General features: G+C 58.6%; 25 protein-coding genes and 5 tRNA genes. 10 read left to right on the forward strand and 20 right to left on the reverse strand.

Annotation, left to right across the window (positions count from 1 at the left end; all coding sequences use genetic code 11):
* The first annotated feature begins 6 nt into the window (after positions 1-6).
* The 10 genes from nrdF to leuA all read left to right on the forward strand — a co-directional run bounded on the left by nrdF (position 7) and on the right by leuA (position 11205).
* On the forward strand, positions 7-969 hold the full coding sequence (gene nrdF, locus GQR96_RS18880; RefSeq protein ID WP_062913733.1) for a class 1b ribonucleoside-diphosphate reductase subunit beta: 963 nt from the start codon (positions 7-9) through the stop codon (positions 967-969).
* 357 nt (positions 970-1326) lie between these two features.
* On the forward strand, positions 1327-2529 hold the full coding sequence (proV, locus tag GQR96_RS18885; protein ID WP_002914328.1) for a glycine betaine/L-proline ABC transporter ATP-binding protein ProV: 1203 nt from the start codon (positions 1327-1329) through the stop codon (positions 2527-2529).
* Positions 2522-3589: a glycine betaine/L-proline ABC transporter permease ProW gene (gene proW / locus GQR96_RS18890; protein ID WP_065905301.1), complete on the forward strand. Its 1068-nt coding sequence runs from the start codon at positions 2522-2524 to the stop codon at positions 3587-3589. Before proV ends, proW begins: the two co-directional genes overlap by 8 nt.
* A gap of 78 nt (positions 3590-3667) precedes the next feature.
* Entirely contained in the window at positions 3668-4666 is a 999-nt protein-coding gene (gene proX / locus GQR96_RS18895) for a glycine betaine/L-proline ABC transporter substrate-binding protein ProX (protein ID WP_032456497.1), read from the forward strand.
* A gap of 181 nt (positions 4667-4847) precedes the next feature.
* Positions 4848-5594: an AzlC family ABC transporter permease gene (locus GQR96_RS18900; protein WP_004205700.1), complete on the forward strand. Its 747-nt coding sequence runs from the start codon at positions 4848-4850 to the stop codon at positions 5592-5594.
* Positions 5584-5919 (forward strand): L-valine transporter subunit YgaH, encoded by a 336-nt coding sequence (ygaH, locus tag GQR96_RS18905; RefSeq protein WP_004205699.1) that lies wholly within the window; start codon positions 5584-5586, stop codon positions 5917-5919. The genes GQR96_RS18900 and ygaH overlap by 11 nt, the downstream gene beginning before the upstream one ends.
* Before the next feature lie 90 nt (positions 5920-6009).
* A complete protein-coding gene (mprA, locus tag GQR96_RS18910; protein ID WP_002914337.1) occupies positions 6010-6540 on the forward strand; it encodes a transcriptional repressor MprA in 531 nt (176 codons plus the stop codon).
* A 125-nt stretch (positions 6541-6665) separates the two neighbouring features.
* On the forward strand, positions 6666-7838 hold the full coding sequence (gene emrA, locus GQR96_RS18915; protein WP_004205697.1) for a multidrug efflux MFS transporter periplasmic adaptor subunit EmrA: 1173 nt from the start codon (positions 6666-6668) through the stop codon (positions 7836-7838).
* 15 nt (positions 7839-7853) lie between these two features.
* The gene (gene emrB, locus GQR96_RS18920; RefSeq protein ID WP_002914342.1) at positions 7854-9392 is read left to right on the forward strand and encodes a multidrug efflux MFS transporter permease subunit EmrB; all 1539 of its coding nucleotides are present in this window, start codon (positions 7854-7856) and stop codon (positions 9390-9392) included.
* Positions 9393-9528: 136 nt separating this feature from the next.
* A complete protein-coding gene (gene leuA / locus GQR96_RS18925; RefSeq protein ID WP_064178267.1) occupies positions 9529-11205 on the forward strand; it encodes a 2-isopropylmalate synthase in 1677 nt (558 codons plus the stop codon).
* Here leuA and GQR96_RS18930 read toward each other — a convergent pair.
* The 20 genes from GQR96_RS18930 to mltB all read right to left on the reverse strand — a co-directional run bounded on the left by GQR96_RS18930 (position 11184) and on the right by mltB (position 26787).
* Positions 11184-11951 carry an AraC family transcriptional regulator gene (locus tag GQR96_RS18930; protein ID WP_065905304.1) on the reverse strand — a complete coding sequence of 256 codons (768 nt, stop codon included), beginning with the start codon at positions 11949-11951 and terminating at the stop codon, positions 11184-11186. The two genes, leuA and GQR96_RS18930, sit on opposite strands and share 22 nt — an antisense overlap.
* A gap of 52 nt (positions 11952-12003) precedes the next feature.
* Positions 12004-12519: an S-ribosylhomocysteine lyase gene (gene luxS, locus GQR96_RS18935; protein WP_004205694.1), complete on the reverse strand. Its 516-nt coding sequence runs from the start codon at positions 12517-12519 to the stop codon at positions 12004-12006.
* Between the two features lie 165 nt (positions 12520-12684).
* Entirely contained in the window at positions 12685-14241 is a 1557-nt protein-coding gene (gene gshA / locus GQR96_RS18940; RefSeq protein WP_064155053.1) for a glutamate--cysteine ligase, read from the reverse strand.
* Between the two features lie 66 nt (positions 14242-14307).
* Entirely contained in the window at positions 14308-14736 is a 429-nt protein-coding gene (locus tag GQR96_RS18945; RefSeq protein WP_004205691.1) for a YqaA family protein, read from the reverse strand.
* Complete coding sequence (yqaB, locus tag GQR96_RS18950) at positions 14733-15299, reverse strand: fructose-1-phosphate/6-phosphogluconate phosphatase (RefSeq protein ID WP_004205690.1); 567 nt, start codon at positions 15297-15299, stop codon at positions 14733-14735. Before yqaB ends, GQR96_RS18945 begins: the two co-directional genes overlap by 4 nt.
* A gap of 125 nt (positions 15300-15424) precedes the next feature.
* Positions 15425-15739 (reverse strand): BON domain-containing protein, encoded by a 315-nt coding sequence (locus tag GQR96_RS18955; protein ID WP_004205689.1) that lies wholly within the window; start codon positions 15737-15739, stop codon positions 15425-15427.
* 355 nt (positions 15740-16094) lie between these two features.
* Positions 16095-16171 (reverse strand) — tRNA-Arg (locus GQR96_RS18960).
* A gap of 96 nt (positions 16172-16267) precedes the next feature.
* Positions 16268-16344, reverse strand: a tRNA-Arg gene (locus GQR96_RS18965).
* Positions 16345-16405: 61 nt separating this feature from the next.
* Positions 16406-16482, reverse strand: a tRNA-Arg gene (locus GQR96_RS18970).
* Positions 16483-16632: 150 nt separating this feature from the next.
* A tRNA-Arg gene (locus GQR96_RS18975) sits at positions 16633-16709 on the reverse strand.
* A gap of 4 nt (positions 16710-16713) precedes the next feature.
* Positions 16714-16806, reverse strand: a tRNA-Ser gene (locus GQR96_RS18980).
* A 322-nt stretch (positions 16807-17128) separates the two neighbouring features.
* Positions 17129-17314 (reverse strand): carbon storage regulator CsrA, encoded by a 186-nt coding sequence (gene csrA / locus GQR96_RS18985; RefSeq protein ID WP_000906486.1) that lies wholly within the window; start codon positions 17312-17314, stop codon positions 17129-17131.
* Between the two features lie 363 nt (positions 17315-17677).
* Positions 17678-20305, reverse strand: coding sequence for an alanine--tRNA ligase (gene alaS, locus GQR96_RS18990; protein ID WP_048325458.1), 2628 nt, complete (start codon positions 20303-20305; stop codon positions 17678-17680).
* A gap of 250 nt (positions 20306-20555) precedes the next feature.
* A complete protein-coding gene (gene recX, locus GQR96_RS18995; RefSeq protein ID WP_004205687.1) occupies positions 20556-21056 on the reverse strand; it encodes a recombination regulator RecX in 501 nt (166 codons plus the stop codon).
* Between the two features lie 70 nt (positions 21057-21126).
* Complete coding sequence (recA, locus tag GQR96_RS19000; RefSeq protein WP_004205686.1) at positions 21127-22185, reverse strand: recombinase RecA; 1059 nt, start codon at positions 22183-22185, stop codon at positions 21127-21129.
* A 99-nt stretch (positions 22186-22284) separates the two neighbouring features.
* The gene (pncC, locus tag GQR96_RS19005; RefSeq protein WP_065905305.1) at positions 22285-22773 is read right to left on the reverse strand and encodes a nicotinamide-nucleotide amidase; all 489 of its coding nucleotides are present in this window, start codon (positions 22771-22773) and stop codon (positions 22285-22287) included.
* A gap of 138 nt (positions 22774-22911) precedes the next feature.
* Positions 22912-23790, reverse strand: a complete 879-nt coding sequence (locus GQR96_RS19010; RefSeq protein WP_004205683.1) for a metal ABC transporter substrate-binding protein — start codon at positions 23788-23790, stop codon at positions 22912-22914.
* Positions 23791-23797: 7 nt separating this feature from the next.
* A complete protein-coding gene (locus GQR96_RS19015) occupies positions 23798-24661 on the reverse strand; it encodes a metal ABC transporter permease (protein ID WP_069734293.1) in 864 nt (287 codons plus the stop codon).
* Positions 24658-25368, reverse strand: a complete 711-nt coding sequence (locus GQR96_RS19020; RefSeq protein WP_072140381.1) for a metal ABC transporter ATP-binding protein — start codon at positions 25366-25368, stop codon at positions 24658-24660. Before GQR96_RS19020 ends, GQR96_RS19015 begins: the two co-directional genes overlap by 4 nt.
* A 339-nt stretch (positions 25369-25707) precedes the next feature.
* On the reverse strand, positions 25708-26787 hold the full coding sequence (gene mltB / locus GQR96_RS19025; protein ID WP_043521292.1) for a lytic murein transglycosylase B: 1080 nt from the start codon (positions 26785-26787) through the stop codon (positions 25708-25710).
* Positions 26788-26991 lie beyond the last annotated feature (204 nt).

The raw sequence follows: 26991 nt of genomic DNA on the forward strand, positions 1-26991 counted from the left end.
ATCAGGATGACTCATTTAACGCGCGTCAGCGCGATCAACTGGAACCGCATCGATGACGATAAAGATCTGGAGGTGTGGAACCGTCTCACCAGCAACTTCTGGCTGCCGGAGAAAGTGCCGCTGTCGAACGACATTCCCGCCTGGCAAACCCTCAGCGCGGCGGAGCAGCAGTTGACCATTCGCGTTTTTACCGGGCTGACCCTGCTCGACACCATTCAGAACACCATCGGCGCGCCGGCGCTGATGGCGGACGCCCTGACCCCGCATGAGGAGGCGGTGCTGTCGAACATCAGCTTTATGGAAGCGGTTCATGCTCGCTCTTACAGCTCCATCTTTTCCACGCTGTGCCACAGCAAGGAGGTGGATGCCGCCTTCGCCTGGAGCGAAAGCTGTGAGCCCCTGCAGCGCAAGGCGCAGCTGATGCTGGGCTTCTATCAGGCCGACGAGCCGCTGAAGAAAAAAATCGCCAGCGTGTTCCTCGAATCCTTTCTCTTCTACTCCGGCTTCTGGCTGCCGATGTACTTCTCCAGCCGGGGAAAGCTGACCAACACCGCGGATCTGATCCGCCTGATCATTCGCGATGAAGCGGTGCATGGCTATTACATCGGCTACAAATATCAGAAAGGACTGGAGATCGTCAGCCCCGGCAAGCGCGAAGAATTGAAAAATTTCGCCCTCGATCTGCTGATGGATCTTTACGACAACGAGCTGGCCTACAGCCGGGAACTGTACGGCGAGAGCGGCTGGTTCGACGACGTTAGCGCTTTCCTGTGCTACAACGCCAACAAAGCGCTGATGAACCTCGGCTACGAGGCGCTGTTCCCGGCGGAGATGGCGGCGGTTAATCCAGCGATCCTCGCGGCGCTGTCGCCCAACGCCGATGAAAACCACGACTTTTTCTCCGGTTCTGGCTCCTCCTACGTGATAGGAAAAATGGAAGAGACCGCCGACGACGACTGGGACTTTTAACCGTACTTTCACCAGGAATATCGCGACCGAATTCCTGGTGATCTATTTCGCAGAAAAGTGGGTTCATCTGTCAAATATTCTCTCCATGGCCTAACCGTCATCATCCCGTCATATTTAGCAGAAAACTGGTCTATTTCAGTCGAATTATCCAGAGATAATCAAAAAATATTACCCACAACAAATTACCGCTCAGCCCTTATATCACGGGGGCTGCGCCGCCATGTCCCTCACTCCATTTTGCCGAGAGTTTGTCATTAAGGGTTGTCACAGAATCTGAGTATGTTAGGGTGTAAAAAGATCATAATCACCATTGGGTACCGTATCGCAATAAACAAATAACAGGAACTTCTCTATTGCATGGCAATTAAATTAGAAATTAAAAATCTTTATAAGATATTTGGCGAGCACCCTCACCGTGCTTTCAAATATATTGAGAAAGGACTCAACAAAGCGCAAATACTGGAAAAAACGGGGCTGTCGCTTGGCGTCAAAGACGCCAGTCTGGCCATTGAAGAAGGCGAGATATTCGTCATCATGGGGCTCTCCGGTTCGGGGAAATCCACCATGGTTCGCCTTCTCAATCGCCTGATTGAACCCACCCGCGGCCAGGTGCTGATTGACGGGGTCGATATCGCGAAAATGTCGGACGCCGAGCTGCGCGAGGTGCGTCGTAAAAAAATTGCGATGGTTTTTCAATCCTTTGCACTGATGCCGCACATGAGCGTGCTCGACAACACGGCGTTTGGCATGGCGCTTGCCGGCGTCCCGGCCGCTGAGCGAGAGCAAAAAGCGCGGGAAGCGCTGCGGCAGGTGGGGCTGGAGAATTATGCCCACGCCTGGCCGGATGAACTCTCTGGCGGGATGCGTCAGCGCGTCGGTTTAGCCCGCGCCCTGGCGATTAATCCCGATATTCTGTTAATGGATGAAGCCTTCTCCGCGCTCGATCCGCTCATTCGCACCGAAATGCAGGATGAGCTGATCAAATTACAGGCTAAGCATCAGCGTACCATTGTCTTTATTTCCCATGACCTTGATGAAGCCATGCGAATTGGCGATCGTATCGCCATTATGCAAAATGGCGAAGTGGTTCAGGTCGGCACTCCGGATGAAATATTGAATAATCCGGCCAATGATTATGTCCGCACCTTCTTCCGCGGCGTCGATATTAGCCAGGTCTTCAGCGCCAAAGATATTGCCCGTCGTAGTCCGGTCGGCCTGATTCGTAAAACGCCAGGTTTTGGCCCCCGCTCAGCGCTGAAATTATTACAGGATGAAGACCGGGAATATGGCTATGTCATCGAGCGTGGTAATCGCTTTGTCGGGATTGTGTCGATCGATTCTCTGAAAACCGCGCTCAGCGCCGGCCAGGGGATCGAGGCGGCGCTGATTGACGCCCCGCTGGCGGTGGAGGCGCAAACGCCGCTCAGCGATCTGCTCTCCCACGTCGGCCACGCCCCGTGCGCCGTCCCGGTGGTGGATGAAGAACAACAATATATTGGCATCATTTCCAAACGAATGTTGCTCCAGGCTTTAGATCGCGAGGGGGTGAATCATGGCTGATCAAACCAATCCGTGGGACAGCGCCCCGGCAACCGACAACGCCGCCCAGGCTGCAGACGCCTGGGGTGGCGCTTCTACTGCCGCGCCGACCAATGGCGGCGGCGCCGACTGGCTGCACAGCGCCCCGGCGCCGCAGCCGGAACAGTTCAATATCATGGATCCGTTCCATAAGACCCTGATCCCGCTCGACAGCTGGGTGACCCACGCCATCGACTGGATCGTGCTGCACTTCCGCCCGCTGTTCCAGGGGATCCGCGTGCCGATCGACTACATTCTCAGCGCCTTTCAGCAGCTGCTGTTGGGAATGCCGGCGCCAGTGGCGATTATCGTCTTCGCGCTGATCGCCTGGCAGATCTCCAGCCTCGGCATGGGGGTCGCCACCCTGGTATCGCTGATTGCCATTGGCGCCATCGGCGCGTGGTCGCAGGCGATGGTCACCCTGGCGCTGGTCCTCACCGCCCTGCTGTTCTGCATGATCATCGGCCTGCCGCTGGGGATCTGGCTGGCGCGCAGTCCGCGGGCGGCGAAAATTATCCGCCCACTGCTGGATGCCATGCAGACCACGCCGGCCTTCGTCTACCTGGTGCCGATCGTAATGCTGTTCGGCATCGGCAACGTGCCCGGCGTGGTGGTGACGATTATCTTCGCCCTGCCGCCCATCGTCCGTCTGACCATCCTCGGGATAAACCAGGTGCCTGCGGATCTGATCGAAGCGTCGCGCTCATTTGGCGCCAGCCCGCGACAGCTGCTGTTTAAAGTTCAGCTGCCTCTGGCGATGCCCACCATTATGGCCGGGGTTAACCAGACGCTGATGCTGGCCCTGTCGATGGTGGTGATCGCCTCGATGATCGCCGTCGGCGGTCTTGGCCAGATGGTGCTGCGCGGCATTGGTCGCCTGGATATGGGCCTGGCCACCGTCGGCGGCGTGGGGATCGTGATCCTGGCGATTATTCTTGACCGCCTTACCCAGGCCGTCGGCCGCGACGCCCGCAGTCGCGGCAACCGCCGCTGGTACACCACCGGCCCGCTGGGGCTTCTCACTAGCCCTTTCTGTCGATAAGTCGATAACAGCGCCGCTCCCCGGCACCAGCCGATGCCGGGGGGCCGCCCTTCCCGTTAAACAATAAGAGGAACCACCATGCGACATAGCACGATGATGGCCACCGCCGCCTTTGCCACCCTGATCGCCACTAGCGCCTTCGCCGCCAACCTGCCGGGCAAAGGCATTACCGTCAAGCCGGCCCAGAGCACCATCTCCGAAGAGAGCTTCCAGACCCTGCTGGTCAGCCGCGCGCTGGAGAAGCTTGGCTACACCGTCGAGAAACCGAGCGAAGTGGACTATAACGTTGCCTATACCTCGATTGCCGCTGGGGATACCACCTTCATCGCCACCAACTGGCAGCCGCTGCACGATGACATGTACGCCGCGGCGGGCGGTGATAACAAATTTTACCGCAAGGGGGTATACGTCTCAGGCGCCGCCCAGGGCTATCTGATCGACAAAAAAACCGCCGAGCAGTACCACATCACCTCCATCGATCAGCTCAAAGATCCGCAGATCGCCAAACTGTTTGATACCAACAACGACGGTAAAGCGGACCTCACCGGCTGCACCCCTGGCTGGGGCTGCGAAGCGGTGATTAACCACCAGATTGACGCCTATGGCCTGAGCAAAACCGTCACCCATAACCAGGGCAACTACGCGGCGATGATGGCCGACACCATCGCCCGTTATAAAGAGGGTAAACCGGTGCTCTACTACACCTGGACGCCGTACTGGGTTAGCGACGTGCTGAAGCCTGGCAAAGATGTCGTCTGGCTGCAGGTGCCGTTCTCCTCCCTGCCGGGCGAGCAGAAAAACATCGATACCAAACTGGCCAATGGCGCCAACTATGGATTCCCGGTCAACACCATGCACATTGTCGCCAACAAAGCCTGGGCGGAGAAAAACCCGGCCGCCGCCACTCTGTTTAGCGTCATGAAGCTGCCGATCGCCGACATCAATGCCGAGAATGCGATGATGCACGAAGGCCATGCTTCTGAAGCCGACATTAACGGTCATGTTGATGGCTGGATCAAGGCCCACCAGCCGCTGTTCGACAGCTGGGTGAAAGCCGCCCTCGCCGCGCAGCAGTAACCCGCTCCCGGATAAGGCCCGACGCCTTATCCGGGCCCCCTTCCCCGCCTTTCATCCCGTCTGGGTCAGGGAAAAGCGGATTGCGGGCATTTTCATAGTGTTAAGGCGCGTCGCGCTCTGTTAAGGTGGGGACATCGGTCAATTTGCCACCTTCACATGGATCCAGCGATAAGTTATTCATATGGAAAACCCCGCGCCCTTAACCTGTGCCTTATCTGAACGCGTCGCCACCGTCGGCGAAGGCATTAAAGACAGTCTCCCCATCGTCATCAGCTACCTTCCGGTGGCATTCGCCTTCGGACTCAATGCCACCCGGTTGGGTTTCACCCCGCTGGAAAGCCTGTTTTTCTCCTGCATCATTTACGCCGGCGCCAGCCAGTTTGTGATCACCGCCATGCTGGCCGCCGGCAGTTCGCTGTGGGTCGCCGCCCTGACGGTGATGGCGATGGACGTACGCCACGTGCTGTATGGCCCCTCGCTGCGCAGCCGCATCCATACCGCGCTGAACAAAAAGAAAACCGCCCTCTGGGCCTTCGGCCTGACCGATGAGGTTTTCGCCGCCGCCACCGCCAGGCTGGTTCGCGACAACCGCCGCTGGAGCGAAAACTGGATGCTCGGTCTCGCGTTCACCTCGTGGGCATCCTGGGTGTGCGGCACGCTGGCCGGCGCCTGGTCCGGCAACGGTTTGCTGGTGGACTATCCGGCGGTGGAAGCCGCGCTCGGCTTTATGCTGCCGGCGCTGTTTATGAGCTTCCTGCTGGCCTCTTTCCAGCGCCAGCAATCCCTGTGCGTCACCGCGGCGCTGGCGGGCGCCCTGGGTGGCATTCTGTTATTTTCCATTCCGGCGGCGATCCTTGCCGGGATTGTTTGCGGGTGTCTGACGGCGCTGGTCCAGGCCATGCTGAAGGGGATGCCGGATGAACAGTGAGGTCCTTCTGCTCGGGGTGATTGTCGGCGGCGTGAACTATCTGTTTCGCTATCTTCCCCTGCGTCTGCGCGCGGGCCATGCCCGGCCTGCCCGCCGTGGCCCGGTCAGCGTGCTGCTGGATACCATCGGCATCGCCTCGATTTGCGCGCTGCTGGTGGTCTCCAGCGTGCCGGAGATCCTCGCCGATGCCCATCGTCTGGCGCCGACGCTGATCGGCTTCCTGGTGCTGGGGGGCGCCTTCTGGAAAACCCGCAGCATTATTATCCCGACCCTCCTGTCGGCGTTGGCCTACGGTCTGGCCTGGAAAATCGCCAGCGGGCTCTAAGCTTTACGTATCAATTTTGGTCAATAATTCATTTGATTTATTTGTCACAATAGTTATTATATCGGCTGTAATTAATGAGGTCATACCCAAATGGATAGTTCGTTTACTCCCATTGAGCAAATGCTCAAGTTCCGCGCCAGCCGCCATGAAGATTTCCCGTTCCAGGAGATTCTGTTAACTCGTCTTTGCATGCATATGCAAGGTAAGCTGCTGGAAAATCGCAATAAAATGCTCAAAGCGCAGGGAATTAACGAGACATTATTTATGGCGCTGATTACGCTGGAGTCGCAGGAAAACCACAGCATTCAGCCGTCCGAGCTGAGCTGTGCGCTGGGCTCGTCGCGTACCAACGCCACCCGTATCGCTGATGAACTGGAAAAACGCGGCTGGATTGAACGCCGCGAGAGCGATAACGATCGTCGCTGTCTGCATCTGCAGCTGACCGAAAAGGGCCATCAGTTTTTGCGTGAAGTCCTGCCGCCGCAGCATAACTGCCTGCATCAGCTGTGGTCTTCACTCAGCACCAGCGAAAAAGATCAGCTCGAACATATTACCCGCAAACTCCTGAGCCGCCTTGACCAGATGGAAGAAGAAGGCGTGCTGGCGGACTCTCTACGCTAAGGGCGGCGTCGCTCAGCCCATTTTTACGTTGCAAGGAAAACAGCCAGGCCAGCAGATCTCTGCTGGCCTTTCTGATAAACAGGTCGGCTCAGCCGATGTGAAATAATAAGATCGTGGAGAATAACATGAGCGCAAATGCGGAGAGCCAAACCCCGCAGCAACCAGGCAGCAAAAAAGGGAAGCGTAAAGGCGCCCTTCTGTTGCTGACATTGCTCTTCATTATTATTGCCGTGGCATATGGGATTTACTGGTTTCTGGTACTGCGTCACTACGAAGAGACCGACGATGCCTACGTGGCAGGGAACCAGGTACAAATTATGGCCCAGGTCTCGGGCAGCGTGACCAAAGTCTGGGCTGACAACACGGACTACGTGCAGAAAGGCGATCCGCTGGTCACCCTCGATCAGACCGATGCCCAACAGGCGTTTGAGAAAGCCAAGACGCAGCTGGCCGCCAGCGTGCGTCAAACCCGTCAGCAGATGATCAACAGCAAGCAGCTGCAGGCGAATATTGACGTCAAAAAGACCGCCCTCGCCCAGGCGCAGGCTGACCTGAACCGCCGTATCCCGCTGGGCGCGGCGAACCTCATCGGCCGCGAAGAGCTGCAGCACGCCCGCGACACCGTCGCCAGCGCGCAGGCCGAGCTTGACGTGGCCATCCAGCAGTACAACGCCAACCAGGCGATCGTGCTGGGTACCAAACTCGAACAGCAGCCGGCGGTGCTGCAGGCGGCGACCGAAGTGCGTAACGCCTGGCTGGCCCTGCAGCGTACGCAGATCGTCAGCCCGATTAGCGGCTACGTTTCCCGTCGCTCGGTACAGCCTGGCGCGCAGATCGGCACCACCACGCCGCTGATGGCGGTGGTTCCGGCAACTAACCTGTGGATCGACGCTAACTTTAAAGAGACCCAGCTGGCGCATATGCGCATTGGCCAGCCGGCCACGGTGATCAGCGACATCTATGGCGATGACGTGAAATACACCGGCAAGGTGGTTGGTCTGGATATGGGGACCGGGAGCGCCTTCTCCCTGCTGCCGGCGCAGAACGCCACCGGTAACTGGATCAAAGTGGTACAGCGTCTGCCGGTCCGCATCGAACTGGATGAAAAACAGCTGGCGGAACACCCGCTGCGCATCGGCCTCTCGACGTTGGTAGAAGTTAACACCACCGATCGCGATGGCGAAATGCTGGCAAGCCAGGTGCGGAGCTCCCCGGTCTACGAGAGCAACGCCCGCGAAATCGCTCTCGATCCGGTCAATAAGCTGATAGACGAGATCATTCAGGCCAACGCCGGATAATTCGGGGTGAGTGTAATGCAACAGCAAAAACCGCTGGAAGGCGCGCAGCTGGTCATCATGACCATTGCGCTGTCGCTCGCGACGTTCATGCAGGTGCTGGATTCCACTATCGCCAACGTGGCGATCCCGACCATCGCCGGTAACCTTGGCTCATCGCTGAGCCAGGGGACCTGGGTCATCACTTCGTTCGGGGTCGCTAACGCCATCTCCATTCCGATCACCGGATGGCTGGCCAAGCGCGTGGGCGAGGTGAAGCTGTTCCTGTGGTCCACCACCGCTTTCGCCATCGCCTCCTGGGCCTGCGGCGTCTCCAACAGCCTGACGATGCTGATCTTCTTCCGCGTCATTCAGGGGATTGTTGCCGGGCCGCTGATCCCGCTGTCGCAAAGTCTGTTGCTCAGCAACTATCCGCCGGCGAAACGCTCTATCGCCCTGGCGCTGTGGTCGATGACGGTGATCGTCGCTCCCATCTGCGGCCCGATCCTCGGCGGCTATATCAGCGATAACTACCACTGGGGATGGATCTTCTTTATCAACGTGCCCATTGGCGTGGCGGTGGTGCTGATGACCCTGCAGACCCTGCGCAACCGGGAAACCAAAACCGAACAGCGGCGTATCGACGGCGTCGGCCTGGCGCTGCTGATCATCGGTATCGGTAGTCTGCAGGTGATGCTGGACCGGGGCAAAGAGCTGGACTGGTTCTCCTCCAATGAAATTATCATTCTGACCATCGTGGCGGTGGTGGCGATAAGCTTCCTGATCGTCTGGGAGCTGACCGACGATAACCCGATTGTCGATCTGTCGCTGTTTAAGTCGCGCAACTTCACCATCGGGTGCCTCTGCATCAGCCTGGCCTACATGCTCTACTTCGGGGCCATCGTGCTGCTGCCGCAGCTGTTGCAGGAGGTCTACGGCTACACTGCGACCTGGGCCGGCCTGGCGTCAGCGCCGGTGGGGGTGATCCCGGTCATTCTGTCGCCGATTATCGGCCGCTTTGCGCATAAGCTCGATATGCGGCGGCTGGTCACCTTCAGCTTTATCATGTACGCCGTCTGCTTCTACTGGCGCGCCTGGACCTTCGAACCGGGGATGGACTTTGGCGCCTCGGCGTGGCCGCAGTTTATCCAGGGCTTCGCGGTGGCCTGCTTCTTCATGCCGTTGACCACCATCACCCTTTCCGGCCTGCCGCCGGAGCGGCTGGCGGCGGCGTCGAGCTTGTCGAACTTCACCCGTACCCTTGCTGGCTCCATCGGTACCTCGATCACCACCACCCTGTGGACCAACCGCGAGGCGCTGCACCATGCGCAGCTCACCGAATCGGTGACGCCGTTCAACCCCAACGCGCAGCAGATCTACGATCAGCTGCAGGGGATGGGAATGACGCAGCAACAGGCGTCCGGCTGGATAGCACAGCAGATAACCAACCAGGGGCTGATTATCTCCGCCAACGAAATCTTCTGGATCTCAGCGGCCATTTTCATCCTGCTGTTGGGACTGGTGTGGTTCGCCAGACCCCCGTTCAGCGCCGGCGGCGGCGGCGGCGGCGCGCACTAAGCCTCACATTAAGGGACCTGCGGGTCCCTTTTTTACGCCTTCAGGTTGTCCAGTTCTCGCTAGTTTCTGTCTCGTTTGCGAAAGCCCGCCCGCCGGCGCTCGGGCAGGATAAAGGCTGACCATTAAGGAGAACACTATGCTGAGCCATCCTGCTGAAAAGTACCGACCCTATCCGCCGATCGCTCTTCCCGACCGCCGCTGGCCTGACCGGCAAATCAGCCACGCCCCACGCTGGCTGTCGACTGACCTGCGCGACGGCAACCAGGCGCTGGCCGAGCCCATGGACAGCGCCCGCAAACTGCAGTTCTGGGATCTGCTGCTGGAGTGCGGCTTTAAAGAGATTGAGGTCGCCTTCCCTTCCGCTTCACAAACCGACTTCAACTTTGTCCGCCAGCTGATTGACGAACAGCGCATCCCGGAGGATGTCACTATCCAGGTGCTGACCCAGGCGCGAGACCCGCTGATCCTGCGCACCTTTGAGGCGCTGCGCGGCGCCCGCCGGGCCACCGTCCACCTCTACAATGCCACCGCGCCGCTGTTCCGCGAGCTGGTTTTCGGCATGGACAAGGCCGAGGTGATCGCCCTCGCGACCCGCGCCACCCGGCTTATCCGTCAGCAGTGCGAACAGCAGCCAGAGACCCGCTGGCAATATGAATATTCGCCTGAAACCTTCTGCTTCACCGAGCCCGAGTTTGCGCTTGAGATTTGCGAAGCGGTGGCGGATGTCTGGCAGCCCTGCGCCGAGCGACCGATGATCGTCAATCTGCCGGCGACGGTGGAAGTCAACACCCCGAATGTCTATGCCGATCAGATCGAATATTTTTGCCGCCACTTCTCCCGCCGCGGCGAAGTCTGCATCAGCGTGCATCCGCACAATGACCGCGGCACCGGCGTCGCCAGCGCCGAGCTGGCGGTGATGGCCGGTGCCGACCGGGTGGAAGGCTGCCTGTTTGGCAACGGCGAACGCACCGGCAATGTCTGTCTGGTGACGCTGGCGATGAATCTCTACAGCCAGGGCATCGACCCTGAGCTTCGCTTCGAGCAGATGAACCGGGTGGTGGAAGTGGTGGAAAACTGCAATCAGATCCCCGTTCACCCGCGCCACCCGTGGGCGGGAAGTCTGGCTTACACCGCCTTCTCCGGCTCTCATCAGGATGCGATCAAAAAAGGATTTGATGCCCGTCAGCCTGGCGACCCGTGGCGGATGCCCTATCTGCCGATTGACCCGCAGGATATTGGCTGCAGCTATGAGGCGGTGATCCGCGTCAACAGCCAGTCGGGGAAAAGCGGCAGCGCCTGGCTTATCGAACAAAATCATGGCCTGAAGCTGCCCCGCGGGCTGCAGCAGGACTTCAGCCAGCACGTTCAGCAGGTCACCGATAGCGACGGCAAAGAGATGACCCACCATGCGCTGTGGCAGCTGTTCCGCACGCGCTACGGGCTGCAGACGCAGTCTGCGCTGACGCTGGTCGATTATCAGAGCGCCAGCCAGCAGAATGGCCAGCTTTCCCTGCAGGCAACGCTGCGTCACCACGGCGAAACCCGACGCCTGCAGGGCCAGGGCAACGGCCTGCTCTCCGCCGCAGCCAGCGGCCTCAGCGCGCTGTTTCGGCAACCGTTTATGATCAAGGACTATCATGAGCATACCCTCGGCGCGCGCAGCGACAGCCGGTCGGTGGCCTATATCCGCTGCGTTTTTCCGCAAGGAGAAAGCTACTGGGGCGTGGGTATCGATAATGACGTGGCGCGCGCCTCGCTGCAGGCGCTGTGCAATGCGCTCAGCGCCGCCGATCAGGCCGGGGGACGAAAATAGTCGCTGGGGGCGACGCCCATCACCCGACGAAACATGGCGCTGAAGGCGCTGTGGCTGCCGTAGCCCAGCTCCAGCGCCACCCGCAGCACGGAGTGGCCCTGCGCCAGGCGAATCAGCGCTTCCATTAGCTTCGCCCGGCGCACCCACTCGCGCCACGTCAGGCTAGTCTGCTGCTGAAAATGGCGGTTCAGGGTTCGCTCGCTCATGCTGCACGCCTTCGCCGCCTGGCTGCTGCTCCAGACGTCGCCCGGCGCCTCGCGCACCTGCTGGCACAGCCGGCGCAGCGTTTCGCTTTGCGGCTCCGGCAGGCCAAACGGCAGGATCGCCATCCCGCGGATCTCATCGAGGATCAGCTCATAAATCCGTTCGTCGCGGCTGGCGGGGTCATAACGCTCGGCCAGCGCCAGGGAGGAGACGATCAGTTCCCGCAGCAGGGGCGTGATCTGTACGATCTGGCAGCCCGCCGGAAGATCGGCGCGCGCCAGCGGATCGATAAACAGCGTTCGCGCCGCGACGTTGCCGGTCATGCGCAGCGCGTGGGGCGTTCCCGCCGGCAGCCAGACACCGCGCCCGGGCGGCACCACCCAGTAGCCTGCCGGCGTCGCCACCCGCACCACGCCGCTTAAAATATGCAGCAGCTGGGCGCAGTCATGCTGATGCCAGTCTTCCTGGTCACCGTGAGCATAATCATGGGCAAAGGGCACCAGCGGGCGGTGCTGAAAGGAGAAGGTGGTGGTCGTCGTCATGGCGGCGTCGGGAAAGCGGCCCGGCGACAGGCGTCGGGCCGCGGCGGAAGCACTAGATGTGCAGTTCCTGCAGTTTTTCTTTCGGCAACGCCAGTTCGTCGTTGCTGTTGATGCGCACATCGCGCTCGATGATATGACGAGCGATCTCCTGCGCCTCTTCCAGCGAGTGCATGGTGTAGGTCCCGCACTGGTAGACGTTCAGCTCCGGGATCTGGTTCTGATCTTTCACCTTCAGCACGTCGGCCATCGCCGCTTTCCAGGCGTCGGCGACGCGCTGCTCGTCCGGCGTACCAATCAGGCTCATATAGAACCCGGTGCGGCAGCCCATTGGCGAAATGTCGATAATTTCCACGCCATTCCCGTTCAGGTGATCGCGCATAAAGCCGGCGAACAGGTGCTCGAGGGTGTGGATACCGCGCTCCGGCATCACTTCCTGGTTCGGCACGCAGAAGCGCAGATCGAATACGGTGATTTCATCGCCATGCGGCGTGTTCATTTTCTTCGCGACACGCACCGCTGGGGCTTCCATTCGGGTATGGTCGACTGTGAAACTATCTAACAACGGCATTCGTCACCTCCGGGAGTGAATTTTTTTAAAATAAAATGAACTCTTTGTTCAACCGCGAGTCTCAGTATATGAAAGACGCGCATTTATTATCATCATCATCCCTGAATCAGAGATGAAAGTTTGGCCACAGTGATGTGGCCTTTTTCTTTTCCAGCGCTTCGACCGCTACGCGTGCCGCGCCAACAGCGCCTCAAACGGCTCGCTGTCTTCCGCTTCAATTTTCTTCTGTCGCGCCACCGACGCGTCACGCTCGGCGATGAAATCTTCTTCGCTCAGGATCTCCAGCGGCTCTTCACGCAGCTGGGTCCGGTAACGATCGGCCAGCGCACGGCCGGTTCCACCAATCCCTTCTTCAATCATAGAACGCAGAATGCGGGCTGAGAAGGTTAATTCCGGATCGTCAAAACAGGCCAGCAGCTCATCGCAGACCTGTTGATAGGCCTCGCCGCCGTGAATGCTGTCCAGCGTCTGCGCTACACGGCGTAAATCGCGGAACAGATCTTTACCCACCTGCGCCAGCGGGAACTGCGCGCTTTCGCAGCCGATGCCCAACGTTAAGCCCGGCTTACGCCCTTCCAGAATCACCCGGTTCCAGTTGGTGCGGGTGCACAGTAGCTCATCGCTGCTCATCTCCGGCGCGTCGGCCAGCGCGCACCAGACCATAAACAGGTCGAGGAAACGCACCTGCTGGGCGTCAACGCCGATCGGCGAGAAGGGATTGATATCCAGCGAACGCACTTCGATATACTCAATACCACCGCGCAACAGCGCATCGGACGGGGTTTCGCCCCGACGGGTGACGCGTTTCGGGCGGATCGGCGCATAGAGTTCGTTTTCAATCTGCAGGATATTGCTGTTGATCTGCAGATACTTACCGTCTTTTTCCAGCCCGATTTTAGCGTACTCTTCCGACGGCGTTTTAATCGCGCGCTTCAATCCTGCCACATACTCGTGCAGATCGTTAAACGTAATTCCGAGATTGCTTTGCGACTTATTGGTATAACCAAGGTCGCTGAGGCGCAGCGAGGTGGCGTACGGCAAGTAATACATGCCGTTGCCCGTCTCCTCAAAGGGCAGCGTCGTCGGCTTTCCTTGCAGGAACGAAGCGCAAATCGCCGGCGAGGCGCCGAACAGATAGGGGATCACCCAGCCAAAGCGATAGTAGTTACGAATTGAGCGGAAATAGCCCGCCGAAATGGCCTCTTTACCACTCTCAGTGTCTTCCACACCACATTTAGCCTGCCAGAAGGCCATCGGTAGGGAGAAGTTATAGTGCACGCCGGAGATAGTCTGCATCAGCGCGCCGTAGCGGTTCTTCAGCCCCTCGCGATATAGCGTTTTCAGGCGCCCCACGTTAGAGGTGCCGTACTGCGCCAGCTCAATATCCTGACCGGGGGCGATATAGCATGGCATACTCAGCGGCCACATCCGCTCATCACCGATCTGACGCGCGGTATAGCGATGGACATCGCGCATAAAGGTCAGCATATGCTCAATATCGCCATCTACTGGCGTAATAAACTCAAGTAAAGCTTCGGCAAAATCGGTGGTAATCCATTTATGCGTCAGCGCTGAGCCTAACGCCGGAGGGTGACCGGTCGTTGCAAGGGTGCCGTCTGCGTTCACGCGCAGCGTCTCCCGCTCCAGACCACGTTGAATACCCTGCAGGGCCTGCGGATGTTTTTCCAGCCAGGCCAGCGCCTGTGATACGTCCGGGATCAATTTGACCTCCCGCCTGTCGAAATCGTTTGAATAAGCATAATTGTAATGGATGAACTGTCAGTCCAATTAGTGCCACCACGTCATGCCCTGAAGCGTCGCTGCTGCAATGACGATATAGCGCAGCGCCTTTCCAAGGCATAAGAAAAAGAGTACCGGTCCCCAGGAAATGCGCATCCATCCCGCCAGCAAACACAGTAAATCGCCGACAACCGGCGCCCAGCTCAGCAACAGCGTAACCGCGCCGTAGCGCTTAAGCCAGCCGGCCGCCCGCTCCTGCCAGCGCGAGGTTTTACGCAGCGGAAACAGGCGCCCCAGAATAACGTTAGTTACCCCTCCAAGGCTATTGCCGATTGTTGCTATTAATACTAACCACCACGGATGACTGACCCCCGCAAGTAGCATAGCCACCAGCACAACCTCCGAATTGCCGGGAAGTAGCGTGGCGCTTAAAAAGCTACTGGCAAACAGCGAGAGGAGTGACAGCGCATCGCTCACAGCAAACGCACGTCTACAGCGTCCATTCCCGCGCGCTTCGCTGCCTGCAGACCAAAGTCGGCATCTTCGAAGACCACGCATTTTTCCGGCGCGACGCCCATGCGCTCGGCGCACAGCAGGAAGGTATCGGGCGCGGGTTTATGGTTGACCACATGATCGGCCGCCACCACCGCGGAGAAGTAATGACGCAGGCCCAGGTGCGCCAGCAGCGCTTCGGCGACGGCGCTTTCGCTACCGGTGCCGACCGACATCGGGCGACGGCCGTGCCACGCCTTGACCACCTCGATCAGCGGCAATGGACGTACGCTGTCCAGCAGCATCGCCTTAACGGCCAGGGTTTTTTCCTGCGCCAGGCGATGTGGATCGAGATCCGCCTGGTTGAGTTCAATAATCGCCTGGGCAATCCGCCAGGTCGGTGAGCCATTGAGGGCAACCATCGCCTGTTCGTCGAAACGCATACCGTAGCGGCCCAGCACCTCATTCCATGCCTGACGATGGGTCGGCTCGGTATCGAGGATAGTGCCATCCATATCAAAGATCAGTCCTGCGTAACCTTCGTACATCGTCTTCTCACCAACCGGTTAATGAATGGTTACTGTAACGCAAAAGCCGGTCGTTGTCGCGGCCAGCGGCGCAGACGACAAAGGCGCCCACAGGCGCCTTCAGGCATCAGACCGGATAGGCGGCCTTATTTAATTCGAAGATCGTTTTCGACCATTCGCACGCCCTGCACCCGACGGGTGACTTCCACCGCCCGTTTAGCGCTTTCCGCGGAGGAGACAAATCCGCTCAGTTGGACGCGGCCTTTAAAGGTCTGGACGCTGATTTCAGAGGACTTGATGTCTTTATCGTTAAAGAGCGCCGTTTTCACCTTGGTGGTCACCACGGTATCGTCAATATAGCCGCCCGTACTCTCCTTTGTAGCCGATCCCGCACAGCCAGCGAGGGCAGTCGCCACCAGCAGCGTTGCGCAAAAAGCAGGTATTGCTTTGAACCATTTCATGGATTTCTCTCCTTGCATTTATCTCAGCCTGATAACGCTGATATACAAGGATAAATTATAGTGGAAAGCGCGGCTTGCCAATAAAAAAGTCAGGATGAAACTGGCGATGGAAAACGCGGTTATCGGGATGGTGAGAGAAGAGTGAAGATGATGCATTCAGAACGGGTGCTGCGATAATTTCGCAGCCTATGTAACAACATCGTCGTTGTTACTGAGGAGAATATGGTACATCCGGGAGGATGATTCGGCTTCGCCTCACCCTTCGGGCCGTTGCTTACGCAACGTTATCCTCCCTGGTGCTGGCGATGATTTCGCAGACCATAAAACAACATCGTCGCTGTTATTAAGGAGAATATGGTGCATCCGGGAGGATTCGAACCTCCGACCGCTCGGTTCGTAGCCGAGTACTCTATCCAGCTGAGCTACGGATGCATCGGGAAAGCTATTTTACTGCGGGGTTACTCTCCTGGCACTTACGATGGTTTCGCAAACCAGATAACAACAATGTTGCTGTTACTAAGGAGAATATGGTGCATCCGGGAGGATTCGAACCTCCGACCGCTCGGTTCGTAGCCGAGTACTCTATCCAGCTGAGCTACGGATGCATCGGGATTACTGCTGTAATTCTGATATCAAATTTCGCGATTTGCCATTCTTATTAAAGAATGGTGCATCCGGGAGGATTCGAACCTCCGACCGCTCGGTTCGTAGCCGAGTACTCTATCCAGCTGAGCTACGGATGCATCGGGAAACTTGCTTTACTACGCGTCAGTGTCACAACTAACACATGCCACACTGAGTATGACGGCCTAATCGGTAGAGTGACTCGATTATGCCTCGCACTGCGGGCCGCTGCTTTCACAGCGCTCTTCTCTCTTAATTCAGAAAGAAGATGGTGCATCCGGGAGGATTCGAACCTCCGACCGCTCGGTTCGTAGCCGAGTACTCTATCCAGCTGAGCTACGGATGCAAAATGGCGGTGAGGCGGGGATTCGAACCCCGGATGCAGCTTTTGACCGCATACTCCCTTAGCAGGGGAGCGCCTTCAGCCTCTCGGCCACCTCACCACACACGCCTCTTTCGAGTGCTTCGAAGAACTTGTTTCTGCTCTTCGTCGCTGCGATGGCGCACATATTACTTTCTGGTACTTATAAGTCAAACACTTTTTCGAGACCTTTTTTCGTTTGCACACTTCGCACGCAATTCGCGTGCAAAAACGGCAAAAAGGGCAATTTATCAACAGGAAATCAGCCCTGACGCTGGCATAACGCCAAACGACCAAAGCGGCAAAGGGTAATGAAAAGCGGTATGGTGCAGGGGGAAGAAACAGAAAAAGGGAAAAAGCGGCGGTAAGTGATGCGCCTCACTGAACAGCGAGGCGCGGAAACCTTAGTAACTGGACTGCTGGGATTTTTCAGCCTGAATACGCTGGTAGATCTCTTCACGGTGTACAGATACTTCTTTAGGGGCGTTTACGCCAATACGAACCTGGTTACCCTTCACCCCTAAAACTGTCACAGTGACCTCATCTCCAATCATGAGGGTCTCACCAACTCGACGAGTCAGAATCAGCATTCTTTGCTCCTTGAAAGATTAAAAGAGTCGGGTCTCTCGTATCCCGGCATTATCCATCATATAACGCCAAAAAGTAAGCAATGACAAATACCTTACGGTATAAGCAGTCATGGCATCACATTCTGTTAAACCTAAGTTTAGCCGATATACACAATTTCAACCCGACTTTATCGTTATCGGTGTTTCTCGCGCAAGGTGCCATTTCCCTGAGGTTACGGCACCTAAACCCGCCATACTTCAAGTTGCATGTGTGTTGGTTTTCCTCGCTCACCCCAGTCACTTACTTGGGTAAGCTCCTGGGGATTCGCTGTGTCGCCGCCTTCCTGCAACTCGAATTATTTAGGGTATATGCGTTTATAGTTATTACAGTTTTGCGCTGACCCAGCCTTTCACACTGGCTAACGCTGCAGGGAGAGCAGACGCATCGGTACCACCGGCCTGCGCCATATCCGGACGACCGCCCCCTTTACCGCCCACCTGCTGAGCGACCATACCAACCAGCTCCCCAGCCTTGACGCGATCTGTCACATCCTTAGACACACCGGCAATCAGGGAAACTTTACCGTCTGCGACCGTAGCCAACACCACAACCGTCGAACCCAGCTGGTTCTTCAGATCGTCAACCATGGTGCGCAGCATCTTCGGCTCCACGCCGGCCAGCTCGCTGACCAGCAGCTTAACGCCGTTAATCTCTTCCGCTTTGCTGGAGAGGTTTGCGCTCTCCTGCGCCGCAGCCTGCTCTTTCAGCTGCTGCAGCTCTTTTTCCAGCTGACGGGTACGCTCCAGCGCGGCGCGAACTTTCTCGCCGAGATTGTGGCTGTCGCCCTTCAGCAGCTGTGCGATATCGCTGAGCTGATCGCTCTGCGCGTGCAGCATGGCCATCGCGCCCTCACCGGTCACCGCTTCGATACGGCGCACGCCAGCGGCGGTACCGGACTCAGACGTGATACGGAACAGGCCGATATCACCGGTACGCGCCGCGTGAGTCCCGCCGCACAGTTCGGTGGAGAAGTCGCCCATCCGCAGCACGCGGACGCGGTCATCGTATTTCTCGCCGAACAGCGCCATGGCGCCGGATGCGCGCGCGGCATCGATATCCATAATGTTGGTTTCGATAGCCAGGTTACGACGGATCTGCGCGTTGACCAGATCTTCCACTGCACGAATCTCTTCCGGCTTCATCGCTTCGAAATGCGAGAAGTCAAAGCGCAGCGCTTTATCGTTGACCAGCGAGCCTTTCTGCGCCACATGGGTGCCGAGCACCTGGCGCAGCGCCGCGTGCATCAGGTGCGTCGCGGAGTGGTTCAGGCGGATACGCTGACGGCGAGCCTCGTCCACATCGGCCTGCACCGCGTCGCCCACTTTCAGGGAGCCGCTGGCGACTTTACCGATATGACCAATGGCCTGGCCGTACTTCTGCGTGTCGCTGACCGCGAAGGAGAAGCCCGCGCCTTTCAGTTCGCCTTTATCGCCCACCTGGCCGCCGGACTCCGCATAGAACGGGGTCTGGTCGAGGATCACTACCGCTTCCTGACCCGCGCTGACGCTATCCACCGCTTTGCCATCGATGAACAGCGCAGTCACTTTGCCGTTCAGCTCCAGATGATCGTAACCTTTAAATTCAGAGGCGCCGTCAACGCGGATCATCGCGTTATAGTCAGCGCCGAAACCGCTGGACTCGCGCGCGCGACGGCGCTGCTCTTCCATGGCGGCCTCAAAGCCGGCTTCGTCAACCTTGATGTTGCGCTCGCGGCAGACGTCCGCGGTCAGGTCGACCGGGAAGCCGTAGGTGTCGTACAGACGGAAGGCGGTTTCGCCATCCAGGGTGTCGCCTTTCAGCTTCGACAGCTCTTCATCCAGCAGCGCCAGTCCGCGCTCCAGAGTACGGGCGAACTGCTCTTCTTCGGTTTTCAGCACCTGCTCAACCTGAGCCTGCTGCTGCTTCAGTTCTTCGCCGGCGGAGCCCATCACGGCGATCAGCGGGGCAACCAGTTTCCAGAAGAAGGTATCCTTCGCGCCCAGCATGTTGCCGTGACGGATCGCGCGGCGAATGATGCGGCGCAGCACGTAGCCGCGGTTTTCATTCGACGGGATTACGCCGTCAGCGATCAGGAAGGCGCAGGAGCGAATGTGGTCGGCAATAACGCGCAGCGACTTGTTCGTCAGATCGGTGGCGCCGGTGACTTTCGCCACGCTGGCGATCAGATCGCGGAACAGGTCGATGTCATAGTTTGAGTTAACGTGCTGCAGCACCGCGGCAATACGCTCCAGGCCCATACCGGTGTCGACGGACGGCTTCGGCAGCGGCTCCATGGTACCGTCAGCCTGACGGTTGAACTGCATGAAGACGATGTTCCAGATCTCAATGTAGCGGTCGCCGTCTTCTTCCGGGCTTCCCGGAGGGCCGCCCCAGATGTGATCGCCATGGTCGAAGAAAATCTCGGTGCACGGACCGCACGGACCGGTGTCGCCCATCTGCCAGAAGTTGTCTGAAGCAAACGGCGCGCCTTTGTTGTCGCCGATGCGGATGATTCGCTCGCGCGGGACGCCTACTTCATTGGCCCAGATGTCGTATGCTTCGTCATCGGTCTCGTAAACGGTGACCCACAGCTTCTCTTTCGGCAGCGCGAACCAGTTCTCACCGGTCAGCAGCTCCCACGCGTATTTGATGGCATCCTGCTTGAAGTAGTCGCCGAAGCTAAAGTTGCCCAGCATTTCAAAGAAGGTGTGGTGACGCGCGGTGTAACCGACGTTTTCCAGATCGTTGTGTTTACCACCCGCACGCACGCAACGCTGCGCGGTGGTCGCACGCGAATAATTACGTTTGTCGAGACCAAGGAAGACATCCTTGAACTGGTTCATCCCTGCGTTGGTAAACAGCAGGGTCGGATCGTTGTGCGGCACCAGGGAGCTGCTGGCAACTACCTGATGTCCCTTGCTATGGAAAAAGTCGAGAAACGCCTGACGGATCTCAGCGGTGCTCTTGCTCATAATTATCCTGAAATCAAGCTACACGTCATCCTTCAAGTCGCCTCTGTCCTGGCTGCGCTTGCTCTTCCGGCACCGAACTGACGTGCGTTGCGGAAGATAGTCTCTCTTGCCGCCCTGATGCAGCTTGAATGATTTTGTGTAAAGGAATAATCGCCCAGGACGCTGCCTGCACTGTCACAACCAGCGGCCCGACGGAATAAAGTGGGAATAAGATAAGTTTTCTTTACGGCGAAGTAAAATCCCGGATGGGTCAATCTGCAAAATTTCGCCAGATTTCCTGGATATCTTCCATCAGGTAGCCACGGTACAGCAGGAATCTCTGGATTTTCACTTTTTCAGCAAAGGCGGAGGGTAACGGTTCACCGTATTTACGCTGCGCCTGCGCCCTGGCAAGGCTCACCCAGTCGATATCGCATTCGCGCATCGCCTGTTCCACGGCCTGGCGCGCAATGCCTTTCTGGCTGAGCTCCTGACGAATGCGCGCGGGGCCATAGCCTTTGCGGCTCCGGCTGGCGATGAACTGGCCGACAAAACGGTTATCGTCGAGATAACGGTTTTCGATACACCAGGCAACCACCTGCTCCAGCTCTTCAGGGGTGACGTCCAGCGCCTCGGGGCCGTTTTTGCTCATTACCGGAGCAGCCAGTTTGCGACGCAGCTCCTGTTCGCTGTGGTCGCGCATCGCCAGAATGCGGATAGCGCGGTCCAGCAGGCGGGCGTAGCCGGAGCGGCGTGATGAAGGTTCAGTCACAGGCACCTCAATAATCTAAGAAAAGCAAAAGGGCCGCATAAGCAGCCCTTTATCACTCTGTTAGACGATATCAGAAATCTTGTTCCGTTTCTTCTGCATCGTTGCCGTCAACGGCGAAGTCCGGCGTAGAGTCCTGGTTGTTGAGCAGCAGTTCGCGCACTTTCTTCTCAATTTCTTTCGCCGCCGCCGGGTTCTCTTTCAGCCAGGTGATAGCGTTCGCTTTGCCCTGACCAATTTTGTCGCCGTTGTAGCTGTACCAGGCGCCCGCTTTCTCAATCAGCTTCTCTTTCACGCCGAGGTCAACCAGCTCGCCGAAGAAGTTGATGCCTTCGCCGTAGAGGATCTGGAATTCAGCCTGTTTGAACGGCGCCGCAATCTTGTTCTTCACCACTTTGACGCGGGTTTCGCTACCGACGACGTTGTCGCCCTCTTTCACCGCGCCGATGCGACGGATATCCAGACGCACGGAGGCGTAGAACTTCAGCGCATTACCGCCGGTGGTGGTTTCCGGGTTACCGAACATCACGCCGATTTTCATACGGATCTGGTTGATAAAGATCAGCAGCGTGTTGGACTGCTTCAGGTTACCCGCCAGTTTACGCATCGCCTGGCTCATCATACGCGCCGCGAGGCCCATGTGAGAGTCGCCGATTTCGCCTTCGATTTCCGCTTTCGGCGTCAGCGCCGCGACGGAGTCGACGACGATAACGTCAACCGCGCCGGAGCGCGCCAGCGCGTCACAGATTTCCAGCGCCTGCTCGCCGGTATCCGGCTGAGAACACAGCAGGTTGTCGATATCCACGCCCAGCTTGCGCGCATAGACCGGATCCAGCGCGTGTTCCGCATCGATGAACGCACAGGTTTTACCTTCGCGCTGCGCTGCGGCGATAACCTGCAGCGTCAGGGTGGTTTTACCGGAGGATTCCGGCCCGTAGATCTCGACGATACGGCCCATTGGCAGACCGCCGGCGCCCAGCGCGATATCCAGAGAAAGCGAGCCGGTGGAGATGGTTTCTACGTCCATAGAACGGTCTTCACCCAGGCGCATGATGGAGCCTTTACCGAATTGCTTTTCGATCTGGCCCAGTGCAGCCGCCAACGCTTTCTGTTTGTTTTCGTCGATCGCCATTGTTACTCCTAATCATGCAGGGTGAAGCGTGTTCGCTTCGCCGTTAATATTTGTTCAGTTGAGGCAATTATACTGTATAGTCATACAGTATCAAGTCTTTTATAGAAATTGTTGCCAGAGCAGATTGAGCGCGTAGGCCGTCGCCTGACGACGTACCGCTTCGCGGTCTCCGGCAAAGCATTCCCGCCGCGTCACCCCTTGTCCGCTAACGCTGGCGACGCCAAACCACACCGTCCCGACCGGCTTTTCGTCGCTGCCGCCATCCGGCCCGGCGACGCCGCTAACCGAGATGGCATAGTCCGCGCGCGCGGCGCGCAACGCGCCGATCGCCATCTCCACCACCACCGGTTCGCTCACCGCGCCGTTGTCCCGCAGCGTCGCTTCGCTGACGCCGATCATTTGCGATTTGGCCTCGTTGCTGTAAGTCACAAAACCGCGTTCAAACCACGCTGAGCTGCCGGCAATATCGGTGATAGCTTTCGCTATCCAGCCACCGGTGCAGGATTCCGCCGTGGTCACCGTCGCGCCCTGCGCCTGCAGCGCCCGGCCGACCTTCTCGCTTAGCTGCATTAATTCTGAATCGGTCATTATCGCCCCGCTTTGCTCCGGATAAAGAGGCCATCAAAGATAGCACTTTCCACAGAGATATGGGGACGAGGTGTGGAATTTACGAGGGGACATCCAAAATGAATCATCCCGGCGGCGCCGGGATGAGAAATCGCACGCTTACTTCATGCTGGCGGCGATCAGCGCCACGTTATGACGCATCATTTTGACATAGCTATCCGCGACGCCCCCCGGGGCGGAGAGCGCCTCAGGATAGAGTTCTCCGCCGGGCTGCGCGCCGGTGGCGCTGGCAATCTGCTTCACCAGCCGCGGGTCAAGCTGGTTCTCCATAAACCAGGTATGGACGCCGTCCGCGTTGATTTGCTTAATCAGCGCCGCCACCTGCGCCGCGCTGGCCTCGCTCTCTGAAGAGAGCCCCTGCGGCGCGAGGAAGGTTACATGATAAGCGCGGCCAAAATAGCCGAAAGCGTCATGGCTGGTCAGGACCTTGCGCTTGGCCAGCGGAATGGCGCTGAACTGCCCTTTCGCCCAGCCGTCGAGGGCCGTCAGCTGGTCGATATAGCGCTTGCCGCTGCTGGTCAACGCCGCTTTATCTTCCGGGTCGGCTTTCACCAGACCATCGAGGATATTCTGCGCATACAATGCGCCGTTCGCTGCGCTGTTCCAGGCGTGGGGATCGGTCACCGTTTTGCCGTCTTCATCGAGGGTATGGGTCTTGACGCCCTTCGACGCCACCACCAGCTCGCCCTTAAAACCAGAGGCTTTAATCAGGCGATCCAGCCAGCCTTCCAGTCCCAGGCCGTTAACCACCACCACGTCGGCCTTGCTGAGCAGCGCGCTATCCTTCGGCGACGGCTCGAAGGTGTGCGGATCGCCATCCGGGCCGACCAGGGTATCCACATGGACATGCTCCCCGCCAACCTGCTGCACCATATCACCCAGAACTGAAAAACTGCTTACCACATTCAGCGTTTTCGCCATCGCCCCCTGCGCCATCAGGCCGAAGGCCAGCGCGACCACTATTGCACTACGTTTCATCATTTCCTTACCCCATCAATTTGCGCCAGCCGACCAGCAGTCGGCTGCGCGTGCCAAAAAACAGCGAAATAAAAAACAGCGCGCTGGCGGTCAGCACTATGGCGGGCCCGGCGGGAAGACTGGCCGCCCAGGAGAGACTCAAACCCAGCCAGGCGCAGAGCGCGCCGGAGAGCGCCGCCAGCAGCAGGATGCCCGGCAGCGTTCGCGCCCAGCAGCGCGCGGCAACCGCCGGAAGCATCATCACCCCTACCGCCATCAGCGTGCCGAGCACCTGAAATCCCGCCACCAGGTTAAGCACCAGCAGCGCCAGAAAAAACCCATGCAGCACCGCGGGCAGCCGGCGGTTATTCACCTGCAGCCAGGCACTGTCGAACGCCTCGCTGACCAGACCGCGGTAGCACAGCGCGATGCACAACAGCGTCAGGCTGGCGACGCCGCTGACAAACAGCGCCGCGTCACGATCCACCGCCAGAATGGAGCCAAACAGCAGATGCAGCAGGTCGACGCTGGAGCCGCGCAGCGACACCAGAGTGACGCCCAGCGCCAGCGATCCCAGATAAAATCCAGCAAAGCTGGCGTCCTCTTTTAACGGCGTCCGCCGGCTCACCCATCCCGCCACCAGCGCGACCGCGATGCCGGCGACAAAGCCGCCCACGGTCATGGCCAGCAGCGACATGCCGCTCAGCAGATAGCCCACCGCCACGCCGGGGAGAATGGCGTGCGACAGCGCGTCGCCCATCAAGCTCATGCGCCGCAGCAACAGGAAGACGCCCAGCATGGTGGTGCTTAGCGACAGCGCCAGGCAGACCACCAGCGCCCGGCGCATAAAGCCGAATTCAATAAAAGGTTGAAAGAAGGTATGCCAGATCATGCTGACCTCGCCTGGCTGAAGGCCGGGAGAACCGCCCGGGTGGCACCCCAGCAGGCGCGCTGGCGGGTTAAAAGCAGCGTCTCCGGAAAAAAGTCGGCTACCCGCTGGTTATCATGCAGCACCGCCAGGATGGTTTGCCCCTGCCGGTGCATGTCGAGGATCAGCTCCATCAGTTCGCGACTGGTCGCTTCATCGATACCCGTGAAGGGCTCGTCGAGCATCACCAGCGGCGCCCGCTGCACCATCACCCGGGCAAACAGCATGCGCTGAAACTGGCCGCCGGAGAGCGCTTCGATCGGGGTTTTCGCCAGGCTCGCCAGCCCGACCCGCTCCAGCACCGCGCCGATGCGTCGCCGGGTATCGCCGCTCAGACCGCGCAGCAGCGACACGCCGGGCCATGCTCCCTGACTCACCACATCCTGCACGTTGAGAGGAAACTGTGACTCGAGGGCATGGCGCTGTGCCAGCCAGCCAATCACCGGCCGCTTTCCCTGCCAGCGCAGGCGGCCGCTGACCGGCGGAAGAAACCCGGCGAGGGTTTTCAGCAGGGTCGATTTTCCGCAGCCATTGAGACCAACGATTGCCGTCAGGCTGCCGGGACATATCATCCCGCTCAGCGGAGGGGTGATCGCCGCCCCGCCATAGCCGGTTACCAGTTGTTCCAGTTCAATCATGGCAGCGTCACCGCCCACCAGGTCGCCAGCCATAGCGCCGCCAGCAGCGTTCCAGCGATGGCCAGGCGCGCCGCGCCGGATGCCATAAAAACCGATGCGAACATATCCTTACCCCTTTTATTAAATGTTATAACATAACAATACAGAGGCGAAATTAGATTGTAAATCAGAGCCGGTGAGCGGAAATGTAACAAAGGTAGACAGGAAGCATGCCGACGGGAAGAAACAGCAGGATAAGCGCGGCCTTTCCGGGAAATCCCCCGGTCGCGCTGCGCTTACGGGGCCACCAACCAGATAACAGACCGTCGCCCGGATAAGGCGCTACGCGCCGTTATCCGGGGAGGCTCGGATACTGTCAGCCGGATGACAGTATTAATAACCGCCGCGGGCCTGCGAAACCGCCAGGCCAAGCTGCCAGACGGCCATCGCGTAGTGGGTGCTGTGGTTATAGCGGGTGATGGTGTAGAAGTTCGGCAGCCCGTACCAGTACTCATAGCCGGTCCCGACGTCCAGGCGCAGCAGACTGGCCTGCTGATGGTTACCCAGCGGCTGGGTTGGGGTTAGCCCCGCCGCCGCCAGCTGCGACACGCTGTATTTGGTTTTGAAACCATTCTCCAGCCCCGGCGCCTGGCCCAGCGCCTGCACCGCCACCAGATCGCCGCTCACCCAGCCGTGCTGTTTGAAGTAGTTGGCCACGCTGCCGATAGCATCCACCGGGTCCCACAGGTTGATATGGCCGTCGCCGTTAAAGTCCACCGCGTATTGCTTATAGGACGACGGCATAAACTGGCCGTACCCCATCGCCCCGGCGAAAGAGCCTTTCAGATCCAGCGGGTCGTCGCTTTCGCTGCGCGCCATCAGCAGGAAGGTTTCCAGCTCGGAGGAGAAGTATTCGGCGCGGCGCGGATAGCTAAACGACAGGGTCGCCAGCGCGTCGAGGATGCGGGTTTTGCCCATCACCCGTCCCCAACGGGTCTCCACGCCGATAATACCGACAATGATTTCCGGCGGCACGCCGTAGACCTGATAAGCGCGGTTGAGCGCGTCCTGATATTGATTCCAGAACACCACGCCGTTCTGCACGTTATCCGGGGTAATAAACTGTTTCTTGTAGCGCAGCCAGGCGCCGGTTGGCCCGGTCGGCGGCAAGCCGGTCGGCGCCTGACGATCCATCAGCCGCAGAACGTAGTCCAGACGCTTCGCCTGCGACAGGATCTCCTGCAGCTGCTGCCTGTCGAAGCCGTGCTTCGCCACCATCTTATCGATGAACTGCGCCGCCGCCGGGTTGTTGGCGAAGTCGCCGCCCATCTGCATCACGTTATGCTGCGGTTCCAGCAAAAAGCCGCCGGTTCCACTCGCCATCTCCGTTTCCGCGGGAGTCTTGGGTTTGCTGCTGCAGGCAGCGAGGAGCACACAAAGGGGAAGTAAAGCCAGAGAGCGACGCTTCAACATGGGAATTCCGTTTAACAAATTCAGCAAGGGATAATTATGGTAAAGCATGCGACGACCAACAAGAAAGCGACAATCCGTTTGTAGACAAAATAGTCCTTCACCGCCCCCTTCCCTGCATGCTGTCATGCCCCTCGTTATTTCATCCTCTCAGCGCCAATCTTTCAAAATAAAATATTTATCTTTCATTTTGCGATCCATTTAACA

Source organism: Klebsiella sp. PCX (genome assembly GCF_021869705.1).
In the GTDB taxonomy this organism is placed as follows: Bacteria; Pseudomonadota; Gammaproteobacteria; order Enterobacterales; family Enterobacteriaceae; genus Klebsiella; species Klebsiella quasipneumoniae.